Annotated in this window: 14 protein-coding genes and 1 pseudogene; 13 read left to right on the forward strand and 2 right to left on the reverse strand. The window is 71.7% G+C overall.

Annotated elements, in window-relative coordinates:
* Positions 1-70 precede the first annotated feature (70 nt).
* The gene (locus FYW95_RS23865; RefSeq protein ID WP_159942428.1) at positions 71-745 is read right to left on the reverse strand and encodes a TetR/AcrR family transcriptional regulator; all 675 of its coding nucleotides are present in this window, start codon (positions 743-745) and stop codon (positions 71-73) included.
* A 167-nt stretch (positions 746-912) separates the two neighbouring features.
* On the opposite strand from FYW95_RS23865, the gene FYW95_RS23870 reads away from it, so the two are divergent.
* From FYW95_RS23870 to FYW95_RS23895, 6 genes and pseudogenes are all read left to right on the forward strand, one after another.
* Positions 913-1,611, forward strand: a complete 699-nt coding sequence (locus tag FYW95_RS23870; protein ID WP_236567755.1) for an NAD(P)-dependent oxidoreductase — start codon at positions 913-915, stop codon at positions 1,609-1,611.
* On the forward strand, positions 1,608-2,324 hold the full coding sequence (locus FYW95_RS23875) for a DUF4386 domain-containing protein (protein WP_159942430.1): 717 nt from the start codon (positions 1,608-1,610) through the stop codon (positions 2,322-2,324). Before FYW95_RS23870 ends, FYW95_RS23875 begins: the two co-directional genes overlap by 4 nt.
* A 148-nt stretch (positions 2,325-2,472) precedes the next feature.
* The gene (locus FYW95_RS23880; RefSeq protein ID WP_236567756.1) at positions 2,473-3,726 is read left to right on the forward strand and encodes a right-handed parallel beta-helix repeat-containing protein; all 1,254 of its coding nucleotides are present in this window, start codon (positions 2,473-2,475) and stop codon (positions 3,724-3,726) included.
* Between the two features lie 305 nt (positions 3,727-4,031).
* Positions 4,032-5,690, forward strand: a complete 1,659-nt coding sequence (locus FYW95_RS23885; protein ID WP_201295009.1) for an RICIN domain-containing protein — start codon at positions 4,032-4,034, stop codon at positions 5,688-5,690.
* A gap of 316 nt (positions 5,691-6,006) precedes the next feature.
* Positions 6,007-6,788: pseudogene (locus FYW95_RS23890) on the forward strand (PRC and DUF2382 domain-containing protein).
* A 177-nt stretch (positions 6,789-6,965) separates the two neighbouring features.
* Positions 6,966-8,351 carry a flavin monoamine oxidase family protein gene (locus FYW95_RS23895; protein WP_159942433.1) on the forward strand — a complete coding sequence of 462 codons (1,386 nt, stop codon included), beginning with the start codon at positions 6,966-6,968 and terminating at the stop codon, positions 8,349-8,351.
* 24 nt (positions 8,352-8,375) lie between these two features.
* Here FYW95_RS23895 and FYW95_RS23900 read toward each other — a convergent pair whose 3' ends face one another.
* A complete protein-coding gene (locus FYW95_RS23900) occupies positions 8,376-9,167 on the reverse strand; it encodes a hypothetical protein (RefSeq protein WP_236572297.1) in 792 nt (263 codons plus the stop codon).
* 120 nt (positions 9,168-9,287) lie between these two features.
* Here FYW95_RS23900 and FYW95_RS23905 point away from each other — a divergent pair, with 120 nt between their 5' ends.
* The 7 genes from FYW95_RS23905 to FYW95_RS23935 all read left to right on the forward strand — a co-directional run bounded on the left by FYW95_RS23905 (position 9,288) and on the right by FYW95_RS23935 (position 17,887).
* Positions 9,288-11,084 (forward strand): carbon starvation CstA family protein, encoded by a 1,797-nt coding sequence (locus FYW95_RS23905; RefSeq protein ID WP_159942435.1) that lies wholly within the window; start codon positions 9,288-9,290, stop codon positions 11,082-11,084.
* 13 nt (positions 11,085-11,097) lie between these two features.
* Complete coding sequence (locus FYW95_RS23910) at positions 11,098-11,412, forward strand: cory-CC-star protein (protein ID WP_201295010.1); 315 nt, start codon at positions 11,098-11,100, stop codon at positions 11,410-11,412.
* On the forward strand, positions 11,409-12,344 hold the full coding sequence (locus FYW95_RS23915) for an ArsA family ATPase (protein WP_236567757.1): 936 nt from the start codon (positions 11,409-11,411) through the stop codon (positions 12,342-12,344). Before FYW95_RS23910 ends, FYW95_RS23915 begins: the two co-directional genes overlap by 4 nt.
* 274 nt (positions 12,345-12,618) lie before the next feature.
* Positions 12,619-13,374 carry a cardiolipin synthase ClsA gene (locus FYW95_RS23920; RefSeq protein WP_159942488.1) on the forward strand — a complete coding sequence of 252 codons (756 nt, stop codon included), beginning with the start codon at positions 12,619-12,621 and terminating at the stop codon, positions 13,372-13,374.
* Between the two features lie 200 nt (positions 13,375-13,574).
* A complete protein-coding gene (locus FYW95_RS23925; protein WP_159942489.1) occupies positions 13,575-16,076 on the forward strand; it encodes a mannose-1-phosphate guanyltransferase in 2,502 nt (833 codons plus the stop codon).
* Positions 16,077-16,700: 624 nt separating this feature from the next.
* A complete protein-coding gene (locus tag FYW95_RS23930; RefSeq protein WP_159942436.1) occupies positions 16,701-17,243 on the forward strand; it encodes an FHA domain-containing protein in 543 nt (180 codons plus the stop codon).
* A gap of 170 nt (positions 17,244-17,413) precedes the next feature.
* Positions 17,414-17,887 (forward strand): bifunctional nuclease family protein, encoded by a 474-nt coding sequence (locus FYW95_RS23935; RefSeq protein WP_159942437.1) that lies wholly within the window; start codon positions 17,414-17,416, stop codon positions 17,885-17,887.
* Positions 17,888-18,134 lie beyond the last annotated feature (247 nt).

The following is an 18,134-nucleotide window of genomic DNA, read 5'->3' on the forward strand; positions in this document are numbered from 1 at the left end:
GGAAACCGCTCGGTTCCCGGGGCTTACGCGTGCACCGGAGCCGCGTTCGCCTCCAGGGCATGGCCAGCGGTCACGGCGAGGCGGGGTCGGAGAGAGCCCTCTCCAGGCCGTCGAGGATCAGGTCCAGGCCGAGTTCGAACTCGTCGGCGTAGGCGTAGCCCGGGCGCAGGGCGTGGTCGACCATCATCTCGGTGAGGTGGGGGTACTGGTCGGCCGGGAAGCTCCGGCGGAGCGCGTCCGCCACGTCCTCCAGTTCCTCGGACGTCTGGAACGGCAGGCTCGACTCCTGGAGGACGAACCCGTAGACGTAGCTGTCCAGGGTCGAGAACGCCTGGGCCGCCATCGCGATGGAGAAACCCGCCCGCCGCAGGCACCCGATCACCCGGTCGTGGTGGCGCAGCGTGGCCGGACCGGCGTTGCGCCGCGAGTCCATCAGCCCCAGCGCCCAGGTGTGCCGCGAGAGCGCCGCGCGGGCCGAGAACGCGCGCACGCGCATGGCGCCGCGCCAGTCGGCCGCCTCGTCCGGCAGTTCGATCTCGCGAAAGACCAGGTCGACGATCCCGTCCAGGATCTCGTCCTTGTTGGCCACGTGGTGGTACAGCGACATCGCCTCCACCCCCAGGTGCTCGGCCACCTTGCGCATGCTCACCGAGGCCACGCCGCGCTCGTCGGCCACACTCACGGCCGCCTGGAGGACGCGCTCCCGGCTCAGCGAGGGGCGCTGCCGTTCTGGGGTTGGTGCCACGTGAACGCTCCGGAAACTACGTCGGTGCTCCGCCGCCTCTCCTTGACGGCCTTACATCCGTAAGGTTAGCCTCCATGTGCAGCCTTACAAGTGTAAGGCGGCGACTCGCGGTGGAAAGGGGACGGACTATGGACACGGGGCAGGGAAGAGAGGGAGGCGGGCGCCGGTTGCGGGTCTGTGTCGTCGGGGCCTCCGGCAAGCTGGGCCGGTACATGGTCCAGCACGCCCTGGACCGCGACTACGAGGTCGTGGGCGTGTGCCGGGAGAAGAGCGTGGCGAAGCTGGCCGACTTCGGCGACCGCATCACCGTGGTCCCAGGCCAGACGGACGACCGCGAGGTCATCGGGCGCGCGGTCGCCGGATGCGACGCGGTGCTCACCGTCCTGGTCCCGTGGGGCGTGCGCGGCTACTCCTCCGGAACGGCCCAGGCGGTAATGGACCTGGCGCCCGAGGGGGCGCGGCTGGTGTTCTCCTGCGGCTGGCACATCACCCGCGACGGCAAGGACGTGTACTCGCGTTGGTTCCTCGCGTCCGGCAGAGCGCTGACCGTGCTGCTGCGGCTGGTCCGCGTCGCCGACGTCGACGACCAGGTGGAGGCGTGCCGCCGGATCTTCGAGAGCCGCACGCGGTGGACGGTCGTGCGTGGCAGCGACCTGGAGGAGGGGGAGAGCCAGGGCCTGCCCGTGTGGAGCAGGCACGTCGGCGCCCCGGTGCTGGCCAGCAACATCACCCGGCGCACCGACTTCGCGCTGTTCATGGTGGAGGCGATCACCGACGACACGCTGGTCCATGAGGCCCCGGCGATCGTCGGCCGAGACACGCCCTCGGCGCTCGCGCACGCCCAGCGGCGGGAGGACGCCTCATGACGGTGTCAGCCCCGGACACCGCGGCCCCGCGCCTGGCCCGCGCCACCGGCGCCCTGCTGCTGGTGATGGCCGTGAGCGCCCTGTGCGCCGAGGCGATCCGCTCCAGCCTGGTGGTCCCGGGCGACGCGCTCGCCACCGCCGAGCGGATCCAGGCCTCGCCGGAGCTGTTCCGGTTCGGCTTCCTCGGCTACCTCCTCGCCTTCCTGTGCGACGTGCCGGTCGCGGTGCTCCTCTACGTGCTGCTGCGGCCGGTGAACCGAACCTGGGCCCTGCTGGCCGCGAGCTTCCGGCTGGTCTACACCGCCGTGGTCAGCGCCTTCCTACTGCACTACGCGCAGGCCGCCCTCCTGCTGGAGGGGGAGGACCACCTGTCGGCGCTCGGGCCCGACCAGGCGCACGCCCTCGTCTCGTTCCACCTCGACGTGTTCTCCCTCGGCTTCGGCGCGGCGCTGGTGTTCTTCGGCGTCCACCTCGTGCTGCTGGGCCCGCTGCTGCGGCGTTCGGGTCTGGTCCCCGCGCTCCTGGGCGTGCTGGTGGGCCTGGGCGGTCTGGCCTACGTGCTGGACGGCGTGCTGCTCTTCGCCTGGCCCGTGCTCCAGGCGAACGCGTCCCCCGTGCTCGCGATGTTGGGATTCTCCGAACTGCTCCTGGCCCTGTGGCTGGTGGTCCGGGGGGTGCGGCCGGTCCCGGCGGAGACCGCGCGCTCGGCCTGAGGCCGCTGATGCTACCGGCGGGTAACCCGCCGGTAGCGGAAAACCTGACACATGCTAGCTTTTCAGGCTCCGGGGCCCTTGTGAACGCTCACAAGGGCCCGCGTCCGTCCCCGGGGCCCCGTCCCGGGGTTGCCCCGAAGGAGTGAGCGTGAGTTCCGCAGAGCATGACACCGGCCGGGATCCGGCGAGGGCGCGTCGGCGTTCGCGCTACGCCCTGGTGGCCGCGTCGCTCGCCGCCGCGTTGGGCCTGGGTACGGCCGCCGGCGCGCAGCTGTCGGGGCAGGTGGACTCCTCCGACATCCAGCGCGAGGAGGGCCTCCTGGTCATCGACCCCGAGGCCGCGGCGGACGCCTGCGGTGAGGGCGACTTCCACGCCGAGGCCGTCAAGGACGGCTCCACCTGGACCTCGCGCAACGGGGAGGACGTCCTCTACGAGGGTGCTGACATGCTCGCCGCGATGCGCGCGGCGGTCGACAGCCTCTCCCCGGGCCGCACCGCCCAGGAGCGCGTGGTCGTTCGCGGGTCCGGCTCCATGGCCGCCGACACCTCCCTGGACCTGCCCAGCCACACCTCGCTGGAGGTGTGCGGGACGATCGACGTGACGGGCGGCTCCCCCAGCGCCCACGCCCCCGTGCGCATCCGGCACGCCACCAACGTCTCCGTGCCCCACCTGTCGGTGACGGGCACCCCCTACTTCGGCGTCTACGTGCGTACCTCGCAGAACGTGCACCTCGGCCAGATCGACCTGCGCCTGTCCGGCGGTCTGGGCATGCGCATCGACAGCCGCGACGACGACTCCGTGCGCGGGGCGCGCGACATCAGCATCGACGACGTGTACGTGTCCGGCACCAGCGGCCACGGTGTGGAGACCTACGGCGTGGACGGGCTGACCATCGGCACCGTCACCGCCCGCGACACCGGTAACGCCGGTCTGCTGCTCAACGACACCGTCAACGCCACGGTCGACCTGGTGGACGCCGAGGGGGCGGGTACGGGGACCGGGTACGCCGCCTTCCGCATGGCCAACCGCAACGGCCGCGTCGGCAGCGGCTACCCGACCAACATCCGGGTGGGCGAGGTCCGCGCCCGCGGCGGCGGCCGGGGGATCTTCTGCGTCTCCGAGAGCGGCGGCGCGGTGATCGAGCGGGTGGACATCGCCGAGACCGGCAACAACGCCGTACTGGTGGAGAACTGCCACAACGTCACCATCGGCGAGGAGGGCGGCACGATCACGGGTCCCGGCGACGTCCGTGTCGCCGCCCGCGACGAGTTCGCCAACACCTCGGGTGTCACGTTCGAGAACCTCACCCTGACCGACACGGCGCTCAACGAGAACCCGTGCGCCGTGGACACCGTCGTCCGCGAGATCACCTGGAACAACAGCCAGGACAACTCCTGCTGACGCCTTCCGGGCTGCCCGGTTTCGGGCACGCCGTCGGGGAAAACGGTTTTCCAGTTCCGGCCCTCCGCGCGGGGGAGGGCCGGGCCGTTCACCGCACGGTCGCTGAGGAGGCGCGGAGCCCGAGTGCGGTTCACCTGCGCGGACGACGGGAGGGAGGTTCCACCGGCACCCGGTACCTTTCCGTCCGTAGTCGCACGGCTACCGTAAAAACGTTTTTTGTGTTAACTTCCGGTGGCATGGGAGCGCTCCCTAACCCCCCGTCCTTCCGGACACCGCTGTCCGGAAATCGCACATGAGGAGCAGCAGTGCCCATCAACCCCCCGGACGGCACGGCCACGGCCGCGCCGCGACCCCGCCGCGCCCGGCCCCTCGGCCTGAGGCGCCTCCTGTACGCCGCGCTGACCGTGGTCCTGTGCACGGGCGGCCTGTCCGCCGCCGCGGTGACCTCCGCGCGGGCCGCCGACATCGACACCGGCGCCTACTACGTCCTGCGCAACCAGCACAGCGGCCTGGTCGCCGACGTGGAGAACGCCTCCACCGCCGACGGCGCCCAGCTCATCCAGTGGAACCGCAGTGACGGCGCCTGGCAGCAGTTCCGCTTCGTCCCCGCCGGGGACGGCTACTACCGCATCGTCAACCGCAACAGCGGCAAGGCCATCGACGTGTGGGAGCACTCCACCGCCAACGGCGCCGAGATCCGCCAGTACACCGACCACGGCTCGGCCAACCAGCAGTGGAGCCCCGTCGACACCGGCTCGGGCGTCCAGTTGATCAACCGCAACAGCGGCAAGGCCCTGGAGGTGTGGGAGTGGAACTCCGCCGCGGGCGGACGCCTGTCCCAGTACGACTCCCTGGGCGGCGCCAACCAGGTCTGGGACCTGGTCCGCGTGGACGGCGGCGACTCCTCCGACGAGTGCGGCGGCGGCTCCTACCACGCCGAGGCCGTCCAGAACGGCGGAACCTGGACCGCGCGCAACGGCAACAGCACCGTCTACACCGGCGGTGACATGCTCGCCGCCATGCGCGCGGCCGTGAACAGCCTGTCCCCGGGCCGCACCGCCCAGGAGCGCGTGGTCGTTCGCGGCTCCGGATCGATGCCGGGCAACGCCTCCCTGGACCTGCCCAGCCACACCTCGCTGGAGGTGTGCGGCACCATCAACGTCACCGGATCCGCGAGCGGGAGCAACGCCCCCGTGCGCATCCGGCACGCCACCAACGTCTCCGTGCCCCACCTGCGCGTCACCGGGGCGCCCTACTTCGGCGTCTACGTGCGTACCTCGCAGAACGTCCACTTCGGCCAGATCGACCTGCGCCTGTCCGGCGGCCTGGGCATGCGCATCGACAGCCGCGACAACGACGCCGTCCGCGAGGCCCGCAACATCAGCATCGACGACGTGTACGTGTCCGGCACCAGCAACCACGGTGTGGAGACCTACGGCGTGGACGGGCTGACCATCGGCACCGTCACCGCCCGCGACACCGGCTACTCCGGCCTGCTGCTCAACGACACCGTCAACGCCACGGTGGGCCGGGTGGACGCCGAGGGCGCCGGAACCGGAACCGGGTACGCCGCCTTCCGCATGGCCAACCGCAACGGCCGCGTCGGCAGCGGCTACCCGACCAACATCCGGGTCGGCGAGGTGCGGGCCCGGGGCGGCGGCCGGGGGATCTTCTGCGTCTCCGAGAGCGGCGGCGCGGTGATCGAGCGGGTGGACATCGCCCAGACCGGCAACAACGCCGTACTGATCGAGAACTGCCACAACGTCACCATCGCCCAGCAGGGCGGCACGATCGCGGGTCCCGGCGACGTCCGCATCGCCGCCCGCAGCGAGTTCGCCAACACCTCGGGCATCACGTTCCAGAACCTGACCCTGGTCAACACCGCGCTCACCGAGAACCCGTGCGCGGTCAACACCGTGGTCCGCAACGTGACCTTCCAGAACAGCCGCGACAACACCTGCTGACCCCGCCCCCGACCCGGGGCCCGGCACCCCTCGGCCGGGCCCCGGCCCCTCGGGGCGCAAGTCCGTCACCGCGGGCTTCCGGATAATGACCGAAAGTGTTCGCGTTCGCGGCGTGGTCTCCACGCGAGGCCAACGCCGAGCAAGGCCCGCCCCAACGGGCGCACCCCGGCGGAAAAACCCCGTCAACACTCGCCCACGGCCGGTTAGCGCCTGCCCTGAGCCGTTGTCCTCCCAGTTCATGGCGGGTAGGCCAGTGGGCGGACAGCGCTGGGGCGCTCGGGCGCCCCCTACGCACCCAAGCACCAAGGGGGAGACCGTGGCACGTGAACGCACACCCGCGGACCTGATCGGACACCACGTCCTGGACCGGGACGGCAACAACGTCGGCAAGATCAACCAGGTCTACCTGGACGACAACACGGACCAGCCGAGCTGGGTCTCGGTGAACACCGGCCTCTTCGGCAGGCACGAGACCCTCGTCCCGCTCCAGGGCTCCCAGCCCGCGGAGGAGGACATCCGCATCCCCTATGACAAGGACACCGTCAAGGACGCGCCGCACATCGACGCGGACCGGCACATCTCCCCCGAGGAGGAGCAGACCGTCCGCGAGTACTACGCCCGGCACGGGGCCCCATGGCCCAGGGGGCCGTTCCCGGTCAGGGCCCGGGCCCGCAGACCACCGGGCGCCCCGACATGACCAGTGACGACGACCTGGCCGACGAGGCGGCGGTGACGCGCTCGGAGGAGCGCGTGGACATCGGCGTGGAACGGCGCGAGGCGGGCCGGGCCCGGCTGCACAAGTACGTCGAGTCCGAGCAGTTCGACGAGTCGGTCCCGCTGCACCACGACGAGCTCCAGGTGGAGCGCCGCCGCATCGAGGACCCCGACGCGGTGCGCGACACCGGGGAGATGGGCGAGGAGGAGGAGACCTTCACGCTCTACGAGGAGCGGCCGGTGGTCTCCAAGGAGCAGGTCCCCGTGGAGGAGGTGCACGTGCGCAAGCGCGACGTCACCCGCGAGGAGCACGTCCAGGGTGAGCGCCGCCGCGAGCGGATCGAGCTGGAGGACGACGAGGGCGACCCGCCCCGGAGCGTCTGACACCCGGCGCCGGACCGCTCCCGAGCGGTCCGGCGGGGTCCGCCCGCGCCGGTCGGCGCGGGCGGACCCCGCCGGTGGAGCACCCCGCCCGCGCGGACGGGGTGTCCTTCCAGGGCAGGGCCGCGCGCGGCGCTTAGGGTCGCACTGCCGGTCACCGAAACAGAGGGGAAGGCGCACATGAGTGACCCGGAGGGCCTCAGCCAGCAGACCGAGTCCGACGAGGAGAACGCGCCCCAGACCCCGGAGCCCGGACCCCGAGGGCGCGAGGCCGCGCCCGGACGCGGGCACACCGTCGTGGTGGGCGCCGGCATGGCCGGGCTGGCCGCGGCCGACCGGCTCGCCGAGGCGGGTGAGCGCGTCACCGTCGTGGAGGGCCGCGACCGCTTGGGCGGTCGCATCCACTCGGTACGCGACTGGGACGACGGGGTCACCCTGGACGCGGGCGCCTCCTGGATGCGCGGCGAGGAGAACAACCCGCTCGCCCGGCTGGTCCGCGAGGCCGGCGTGCGCACGGCCGTGTTCAACCGCTCCACCGAGACCGCCTACGACCCCAAGGGCAGGCGGCTGCTCTTCGACCGCCACCGTCGCAACATGGAGGACGTCCACCTCCTGAACGAGCACATGTACTGGGACAAGGTCGGCGCCGGAGAGCAGCAGTCGATGGAGGACGGCATCAAGCAGGCCCTCTACGACGCCAACCTGGTCCGGGCCCGGGCGCGCGACGCCAACGAGATCGTGCACCGCCTGGTGGAGGCCGACCACGGCGCCGACGCCGAGGAGGTGGCCTTCTCCGCCGTGGGCGCCCTGCACGAGTTCAGCGGCGACGACGTCGTCTTCCCCGACGGCATGGGCCAGCTCACCGACCACCTGGCCCGGGGGCTGGACGTGCGCCTGGAACACGTGGTGCTGGCCGTGGCCCACGACGAGGACGGTGTCCGCGTGCGCGTGGACACACCCCGGGGTGAGGACACCCTGGTCGCCGACCGCGTCCTGGTGACCCTGCCGCTGGGCGTGCTCAAGGCCGGAGAGGTGGAGTTCGACCCGCCCCTGCCCGAGGACAAGGCAGAGGCGGTGCGGCGTCTGGGCAGCGGGCGCCTGGAGAAGCTGTTCCTGCGCTTCGACGAGGTGTTCTGGGGGGACGCCGAGGTGCTCGTCCACCTGGGCACCGAGGAGGGGGCCTGGTTCCACTGGTACGCCGGGCAGCGTGTCCTGGGCGCGCCGATCCTGGTCAGCCGCAACGGCGGCCGCCCGGCCCGGTTCCTGGCCGGGATGGACGACGCCGACGTGGTCGAGCACGCGATGGCCTCGCTGCGCGGCGTGTTCCGCAAGGCGCCCGATCCGGTCGGCCACTACGTCACGCGCTGGATGGACGACCCCTTCGCCCGGGGCGGCTTCTCCTACACGGCCGTGGGCTCGGGGGACGGCGACCGGGTGGCTCTGGGCGCCCCGATCGGCGAGCGGGTGTTCTTCGGGGGGGAGGCCACCGAGATCGAGCACACGGCAACCGTCCACGGCGCCATGCTGTCGGGGCTGCGGGAGGCCGACCGCATCCTCACGCTCTGAGGTCGCGGCGGTCCGCCGCGCGGGTCAGCGCCCCAGGCGCCGCTCCACCGCCGCCACGCCCGCCTTGCAGGCGCGCTCCACCTCACGGTGGTTGCGCAGCCGCTCCAGCAGGCGGTACGGGCGCGGGTCCGGGTCGGGGGCGCCGTCGGCCGCCTCCACCCGCAGGGTCTGGCCCCACAGCGTCCCGGTGCGCGTCCAGCGCTCCCAGCGCTCGAGGTCGGGGCTGGCCTGGTGGCCCATCACCAGCGCCCGGCCGCCGTCCCCGGCCAGGTCGCCGCCGTCGCGCGGCCACAGTTCGACCTCCCGGCCCGGCCCGGCCGACCAGTCCTCGGCCGTCACCACGTCCACCCGCGCGTCGGAGGCCTCCTCGCGCACCAGCACGGCGTCCTGGGCGCGGGTGCGCGCGGGCAGCGCGCGCACCTCGTCGACCTCCACCAGACTCACCAGGGCGCGCGCCATCCACCACCAGTTCTCCTTGCGGGCCATCAGGCTGCCCACCCGCAACCGGCTCGGGGGGTGCTTGAGCACCTCCTGCTCCACCAGGTCCCCGCCGAACTCCTCGCCCCGCACGTCCAGGCGCACGCTGATCGTTCCCGTGGCCACCAGGGTCGGCCCGTCCGGACCGGCCGGGGCGCTCACGCAGAAGGCGGCGCGGCCGGGCAGCGAGTCGACCGCGGACAGGTGGGCCAGCGGCAGGGCGAGGCAGGGCTGGTCCACCATCAGGGGTACCACCGGTACGGCGGCGGGCCCGTCGGCGGTCAGCCAGCACAGTTCACCCGTGGAGGCGCCGCGCCAGGCTGTGGCCAAATCGTTCACATTCATCCTTTTCCGTGATGTACGCCTCATGTTAATTTCTCGGGACTGTACTCCAAGACCGCACGCAGCACCCCACCAGCCGCGATATCCCCCAGAGGTGCTTAGAGTGAAGGAATCCCCATGCCTGCCGTAGCCGTCCTCCTCGGGGCCCTGGCGCTGTTCGCGCTCGGCTACCGCTTCTACTCGGCCTATCTGGCCAAGCGCGTGTACGCGCTGGACCCGGCCTTCGTCACGCCCGCGCACACCTACAAGGACGGCGTGGACTTCGTCCCGACCAACAAGCACATCGTTTTCGCGCACCACTTCATCTCGGTGGCCGGGGCCGCGCCGATCGTCGGTCCGGCCATCGCGGTCTTCTGGGGATGGGGCCCCGCGCTGCTGTGGGTCGTGCTGGGGACGATCTTCGCCTCGGGCGCCCACGACTTCGGCTCGATCGTGGTCTCGGTCCGGCACAAGGGCAAGAGCATCGGCGCGCTGGCCAGCGACGTCATCAGCACCCGGGCCAGGATCCTGTTCCTGCTGATCATCTTCTTCCTGGTGACGATGGTCAACGCGGTGTTCGCGGTCATCATCGCGGGCCTGTTCATCGCCAACCCCGAGGCGGTCCTGCCCACCCTGGTCACGATCCCGCTGGCGATCGGCGTCGGACAGCTCATCTACCGCCGCCGCACCGCCGCCCTGGTGCCCTCGCTGGTCTCCCTGGCCATCGTCTACGCCTGCATCCCGCTGGGGCAGATGCTGCCCATCACCGTCGACCCGATCGCCGGGGCGCTGGGCGTGGAGCCCGCGATGGTGTGGCTGGTGCTGATCTTCACCTACACCTTCTTCACCTCGCGCCTGCCCGTGTGGATGCTCCTGCAGCCCCGCGACTACATCAACCAGCAGCAGATGGTGCTGGGCCTGCTCATCATCATGGTCGGCATCGTCGTGGGCATGAACACCATCGAGGCCCCGGCCTTCCGCGGCGACCTGCCCGAGGGCTCGCCCTCGATCTTCCCGCTGCTGTTCATCACCATCGCCTGCGGCGCGGTGTCCGGCTTCCACAGCCTGGTCGCCTCGGGCACCACCTCCAAGCAGCTGGACAAGGAGACCGACGCCCGGTACGTGGGCTACCTCAGCTCGCTGGGCGAGGGCACGCTGGCCGTCTGCTCGATCCTGGCCTGCACCGCCGGGATCATGGTCTTCTCCGCCAACGAGAACGCCGCCTGGACCGACCTGTACGCCGACTGGGCCACCGCCGGGGCCAGCCCCGCGGGCACCTTCGTCCAGGGCGTGGCCGGGTTCGCCGGCAACATCGGCATCCCCGAGAGCGTCGGCCTGGTCTTCGCCACCGTGGTCGTGGTCAGCTTCGCCGCCACCAGCCTGGACACAGCGGTGCGCCTGCAGCGCTACACGATCCAGGAGATCAGCACCATCGCGGCGGAGAAGGCGTCCGAGGGCGGCGCGGTCAACCGGGTCTTCGTCTTCCTGTCCCGCAACATCACCGTCGCCACCCTGATCGCGGTGGGCGTGCCCTTCGCCCTGGCCATGGTGCCGGGCAACTTCGCCGCCGGAACCCTCTGGCAGCTCTTCGGCACCACCAACCAGCTCACCGCCGGCCTGGCGCTCTCGGTGATCGCGGTCTGGGTGACCAAGCGCGGCCGCAACCCCATCGCGATCCTCGTCCCGCTGGTCTTCCTGGTCGCGATGACCTCCTGGGCGCTCATCACCCAGCTGCTGAAGTTCGTGCAGTCGGGCGACGCCATGCAGACCTACGTGCTGGCGCCGCTGGACGTGCTCATCTTCGTCCTGGCCGTCTGGATGACGGTGGAGGCCTTCCTGGCCCTGCGCGCGGCCTTCGCCGCCCGTAAGGCGGGAACCCCCTCCGCCGAGGAGGCCCCCGCCGCGAAGACCGCCGAGGGCGGCGAGGACGGCTAGTCTGTCCGGACCGATGCACGACGACCACCGCAAGGCCGCCGGGCCCGCCCAGCTGGGACGGGCCTGGCGGCGCGCCGTCGCCGCCTGGCGCCGTTTCGAGGACTTCCACCAGGCGGTCTTCGACGCGCGCTGGGGCCACGCGCGCAGACGCGAGGCCCGCACCCAGCAGGACACGCTGCGGGCCCTGCTCATGCTGGAGACCCTGGGGGTGGACAACCCCGTCGCCTACGAGACCCTGGACCTGATCCCGTACATGGTCGCCGACCTGCACGAGTGGCACCGCAGAATGGGCCGCAGGGACTTCGGAGCACCCGGAGGCTGCTGTTGACCGAGCCCGCCGCCGGCGCCGCCCCCAGCCCCGCGATCACCTTCGTCGGCGGCAAGGGCGGGGTCGGCAAGACCACGCTGGCCGCCGCCCACGCCCTGGCCCTGGCCGAAGCCGGACACCGGGTGCTGGTCCTCTCCACCGACCCCGCCCACTCGCTGGGCGACGCCCTGGAGACCCCGCTCAAGGACGAGCCGGTCCGGGTCGCCCCGAACCTGTGGGCGGCCGAACCCGACGCCGACGCCGCCGTGCGCCGCCGCGTCGACCAGGTGGTCGAGGACGCCTACCGGGCGGTTCCGCCCGAGGTCATGCCCGCCGTGCGCCGCCACCTCCAACAGGCGGGTTCCAGCCCCGGCATGGCCGAGTCCGCGCTGGCCGACCTGCTCGTGGACCGCATGGAGCAGGTCGGCGCGGAGTGGGACGCCCTGGTCGTGGACAGCGCGCCCACCGGCCACCTGCTGCGTCTGCTCCACCTGCCCACGCTCCTGACGCCCTGGGTGGAGGGCCTGACCCGCCAGCGCGAACGGGCCCGGCGCGCCGAGGCCTTCGCCGACGTGGTCGGAGGGGACGGAGAAGAGGCCGATCCGCTCACCGAGCGCCTGCACGCCCGGCGCCACCGCCTGGAGCGCGCCGCCGACCGGATGCGCCGGGACGCCGTCGTGCGTCTGGTGACACTGCCCCGCCGCATGGTGCTGGCCGAGACCGCCCGGGCCGTGGAACAGCTCACCGAGGCCGGGTTCCGGCTCGCCCCCGTGGTGGTCAACCAGATCCCGCCCGCGGACGCCGCCGGGCCCGACACCGCCGAGGCGCTGGCCGCCACCCGCGAGCGCTTCGCCTCCCTGGGCACCGTGGAGATCCCGCTCCAGGACACCGAGCCCACCGGCCCCGAACGCCTGCGCCGCCTGGTCGCCCACCTCGCGCCGCCCCGGGACTGACCACCGGCGGCGCGCCAGACCCTCCGGGCGGCCCCCGGGCGCCCCGGGAACCCTGGGGCGCCCTCCGACGTCGGACCGTGAGAAGGACGACGTCGGAGGAGGGCGCGCGCGGTGCGGAACGGGAGAACGTGCGGGGTACGATCGACCCGCGACCGCCCTTCGACCACGTCAGGGCAGGTGGGCCCCTGGATGGCGGGAACCGACGCTCCCGCCCGTTATCGTTGGCGCCATGGGGCGATCCGGGGAAGACGGCAGACTCACGGCGGGGGGCGATGTGGCCAGCCCGGCGGTCAGTGACCGCATCTGGACGGTTCCCAACCTACTGAGCATGCTCCGCCTGGTGGGTGTGCCGCTGTTCCTGTGGCTCGTCCTGGTGCCCGAGGCCGACTGGTGGGCCCTGCTCGTGCTGGCCCTGGCCGGGCTCAGCGACTGGCTCGACGGCAAGATCGCCCGCGCCTGGAACCAGACCTCGCGCCTGGGCACGGTCCTGGACCCGCTCGCCGACCGCCTCTACATCTTCGCGGCCCTGCTCGGCCTGGTGGTGCGCGGCATCGTGCCCTGGTGGCTGATGGCCATCCTGGTCCTGCGCGACGTCCTCATCCTGGGCGCGATCCCGCTGCTGCGCCACTACGGCTACGGACCCCTGCCGGTCAACTTCGCCGGGAAGGCCGCCACCCTCTGCCTTCTCTACTCGTTCCCCCTGCTGTTCATCGCCGGTTACGCCTCGATCGTCGCGGATGTGGCGAGAATTATAGGTTGGGCGTTCGCACTCTGGGGAACGGCTCTGTACTGGTGGGCCGGACTGCTCTACGCCGTACAGGGACTGCGCCTGATCGCCCAGACCCGCCGCGCCGAACGCGCTGATCACACCGGAGGCCAGCGGGCCGTCGGGGACAGCGACCCCGTGCGCGGGGGCACCACGGATCGACCCGATCCAGCCACACCGGCGACCGCTGAGGGGGACCCCGGCGCGGTCGCCGAGAGCTCGGACCGGTCGAGCCGCCCGGACCAGGGACGAACCGGCCCCTGATCCCCCGGCGGACCGGCTCACCGTGAGTCCTGTCGGATCGAAAGGGAGTGTCGTCTCCGCATGAGAACATGTCCCACCGCGGGCCACCGCGCGCTCGCCGCACAGCATTCCGCCACCGCCCTCCCCGGCGACGCGGCCGTACGGAGGTACCGGCGATGAGCCAGACCGAAGGCGCCGCACCGGAGGACACCGCGCCTCCCATGAAGGCCGTCGTCATGGCGGGCGGCGAGGGCACCCGCCTGCGCCCGATGACGGCCAACCAGCCCAAACCGCTCCTGCCGGTGGTCAACAAGCCCATCATGGAGCACGTCCTGCGCCTGCTGCGCAAGCACGGCTTCACCGAGACCGTGGTCACCGTCCAGTTCCTGGCCACCCTCATCCGCAACTACTTCGGTGACGGCGAGGAGCTGGGCATGAAGCTCCACTACGTCGCCGAGGAGGTCCCGCTGGGGACCGCGGGCAGCGTCAAGAACGCCGAGGAGCACCTTCGCGGCGAACCCTTCATCGTCATCTCCGGTGACGCGCTCACCGACATCGACCTGACCGACATGGTGCGCTTCCACCGCGAGAGCGGCGCCAAGGTCACCATCGGCCTCAAGCGGGTGGAGAACCCGCTCGAGTTCGGCATCATCATCGTCGACGAGCAGGGCCGCGTCCAGCGCTTCCTGGAGAAGCCCACCTGGGGCCAGGTCTTCTCCGACACCGTCAACACCGGCATCTACATCATGGAGCCGGAGGTCCTGGAGCGCGTCGCCGAGGGCGAGGTGGTCGACTGGTCCGGTGACGTCTTCCCGCAGCTGCTCAAGGACGGCGAGCCCATCTACGGCTACATCGCCGAGGGCTACTGGGAGGACGTGGGCACCCACGAGAGCTACCTCAGCGCCCAGGCCGACGTGCTCTCGGGCAAGGTCGACGTGGACATCGACGGCTTCGAGGTCTCCCCGGGCGTGTGGGTCGGCGAGGGCGCCCAGGTCCACCCCGAGGCCGTCCTCAAGGGCCCGCTCTACATCGGCGACTACGCCAAGGTCGAGGCGGGCGCAGAACTGCGCGAGTTCACCGTGGTGGGCAGCAACGCCGTGGTGCGCGCCGAGGCCTTCGCCCACCGCACCGTCCTGCACGACAACGTCTTCATCGGGCGCGGCGCCAACCTGCGCGGCGCCGTGGTCGGCAAGAACACCGACGTCATGGCCGCCGCCCGGATCGAGGAGGGCGCGGTCGTGGGCGAGGACTGCGTCATCGAGTCCGAGGCCTACCTGCACAACGACGTCAAGGTCTACCCGTTCAAGACCATCGAGGCCGGGGCGGTGGTCAGCACCAACGTCATCTGGGAGTCGCGCGGGCAGCGCTCGCTCTTCGGCCCCCGGGGCGTGTCGGGCCTGATCAACGTCGAGATCACCCCCGAACTGGCGGTGCGCCTGGCCAACGCCTACGCCACCACCCTGAAGAAGGGCGCGATCGTCACCACCTCGCGTGACGTCTCGCGCGCCGCCCGCACGCTCAAGCGCGCCATCATCAGCGCGCTCACCGCCGCCGCCATCGAGGTCCGCGACCTGGAGGTGGTGCCGCTGCCGGTGGCCCGCTTCCACACCTCCCAGAGCGGGGTCAGCGGCGGCATCACGGTGCGCACCAGCCCGGGCGACCCGGAGTCGGTGGACATCCTGTTCCTGGACGGCGACGGGGCCGACCTGTCGCCGGCCGCCCAGCGCAAGCTCGACCGGGTCTTCTCCCGCGCCGAGTACCGCCGGGCCTTCCCGGGGGAGATCGGCGAGCTGACCTTCCCCTCGCGCAACGTGGAGAGCTACTCGCACGAGCTGCTGCGCAGGGTGGACACCTCCGGCGTGGCCGAGGCCGAGCTCAAGGTCGTGGTCGACTGCGCGGGCGGCAGCGGCTCGCTGATCCTGCCCTCCCTGCTGGGCCGGATCGGCGTGGACGTGCTCACCGTCAACAACAGGCTGGACGAGGCCTCGCCCACCGACACCGTCGCCAAGCAGAACCGGGACCTGGAGCGGCTGGGCGAGCTGGTCTCGGGGTCGGGAGCCGACTTCGGGGTCCGGTTCGACCCGGTGGCCGAGCGGCTGTCCATCGTGGACGAGAACGGTGCGCTGGTGGAGAACCAGCGCGCCCTGCTGGTCGTCCTGGAACTGGTCTGCGCCGAGTACGGCGGCGGCACGGTCGCCCTGCCGGTGACCACCACCCGGGTCGCCGAGACGGTGGCCGCCTCGCACGGGGTCAAGGTGCGCTGGACGGCCACGGCCACCGACGAGCTGACCAAGGCGGTCCGCGCCGACGAGGACATCGTCTTCGCCGCTGACGGCCGCGGCGGGTTCGTCGTGCCGCGCTTCAGCCCCACCAGTGACGCCATCGCCGCCTTCGTGCGGCTGCTGGCCCTGGTGGCCCGGACCCGCCGGTCGCTCAGCCAGATCGACCGCACGATCCCCCAGGCGCACCTGCTGCGCCGTTCGGTGCCCACCCCGTGGGCGGTCAAGGGGAGCGTGATGCGCGCGGTCGTGGAGGCGGCTGGCGGCCGCGAGCTCGACACCACCGACGGCGTCCGGGTGATCGAGCCGGACGGAAGCTGGGCCCTGGTCCTCCCCGACACCGCGGAGGCCGTGACCCATCTTTGGGCCGAAGGTCCCGACTCCGACACCGCGCACCGGCTGTTGGACGAGTGGGCGGCCGTCGTGGAGCGCGCCGAGGGCTGAGTCCGGGGGTGCGGGCGCGGGCGGGGGACCGTCCGCGCCCGCACCTCGGGCGCTCGCCCGGTCGCTCCACGTGTCCGGTCGCGAACTCCCCGCGAGCCCGACTTAGCGGATAAAATGGACATACACGCAGGTCGTGGCGGTTCGGTGAAGGCGATGCGAATCCGCGGCGATCCGCGTAGAACCAAACTCCTCCGCGGGGCATCACCACCAGGGTGGGTATCGCTCCCCCACGTGGTCGGACCCCGACACCCGGTAGTGCTCCGGGATGCCGGATCCGCCGTCGTCCGGCGCGTTCGCGGTGGGGTGTCCACGGCAGGCCGAGGAGGAGCGAAACCCTTCCTGGACAGGGATATGGTTTAAAGTCGAGTGTTCCCCGGAGGCCTCGTGGCCCACCGGATCGGGTGTCCCGGCAACGGCGGATACCCTCACCGGGGGTGACAAGGAGGACGACGCGGGGGATGAGACCTAGCGACCGACCGTGCGAGGCGCACCGCTGGCACGACAGCGGAACGTCTCGCCGCGTTCCGGGCGGTGGGCGGGCCCAGCGCCCGCGTGGTGCCCGGCACGTGTCACCGATCAGCCGAATCAAGCACCGCCCCGTGCGGTAGGAGGCCGAGCCGACCTATGTCGAGCGTTTACTGCACGCAGTGCGGTCACGCCGTTGCGGATGATGCCCGTTTCTGCTCCCACTGTGGAACCCCCCTCCGCAGGGCCGAACAGCAGGGCCCCCGACCCGGCGCTGGCGGGGAGTCCGGCGGAGACGTCACTTCCACGATCTCCCTCTCGGGCATACAGGCCCTGGAGGAGGAGGAGTCCGGTGAGGAGCTGGGCGGCGACGACCCCGCCAACCCCGACGCGCTGCCGCCGGGTACGGCGCTGCTCGTGGTCAAGCGCGGCCCCAACGTCGGGAGCCGCTTCCTGCTGGACAGTGACGTGACCACCGCCGGCCGCCACCCCAACAGCGACATCTTCCTGGACGACGTCACCGTCTCCCGGCGCCACGTGGAGTTCTTCCGCCGCGGCGACGGGTTCGGCGTCCGCGACGTGGGCAGCCTCAACGGCACCTACGTCAACCGCGAGCCGGTCGACGAGGCCCAGCTCGGCGGCGGGGACGAGATCCAGATCGGTAAGTTCCGCATGGTCCTGCTGACCAAGCCGCGCCGCTGAGGAGCGGACGGCCTCGAGCGGGAGCGGCGGGCGGGCCGAAGAGGTTTGCGGCCCCCCGCCGCCGGAGAACTTTGTAACGAAGGGTGCCGATTTCGCCCTCGGGTCCTGATCCACGGGGTGAGCAGGGACGAGCGCCCATCCGGCATGATGACTCGTGGGACGGAGACGCTGTGAAGCACATGGAGGTCGTCGGCGTCCGGGTTGAGATGCCCTCGAACCAGCCGATAGTCCTGCTCAAGGAATCCGATGGGGACCGCTACCTGCCGATCTGGATCGGCGGTGTGGAGGCGACCGCGATCGCGCTGGCCCAGCAGGGTGTCGCACCAGCCAGGCCGCTCACGCACGACCTGTTCCGGGACGTGCTCAACGCCCTGGACACCGCGCTCACCACGGTGAACATCACCGGCCTCAGCGACGGCATCTTCTACGCCGAACTGGTCTTCAGCAACGGTGTGGAGGTCAGTGCGCGGCCCTCCGACTCGATCGCGCTGGCGTTGCGCACCGGAACGCCGATCTACGCGCACGAGGACGTGATCGCCGAGGCGGGGATGCCCATTCCGGACGAGCAGGAGGACCAGGTCGAGGCCTTCCGGGAGTTCCTGGACAACATCTCGCCCGAGGACTTCGGCAGACGTACCGAGTAGGCGCCCGTGCGGGCTGTCGTACGCGGGACCCGTGCGGACGGCGGGTCCCAGGCGCGTGTGCGGTGTTCGGGCACGGCCGCGGGTGGCATGCTGTGACCTGCGGCTTCTCCTTGATGGCCGGTGATAGGTTGGGAGCGGGAATGGCCGTAACGGTCCGGGCCGAACCCCCGGCGGGCTCCTCGCCCGCCTCCGGGGCGGCTCCGCGGCTCCGCCGCCGCGCGCACTTGGCGACGCGCCGTGCGGTGTC

Source organism: Nocardiopsis sp. FR4 (assembly GCF_009830945.1).
GTDB lineage: Bacteria > Actinomycetota > Actinomycetes > Streptosporangiales > Streptosporangiaceae > Nocardiopsis.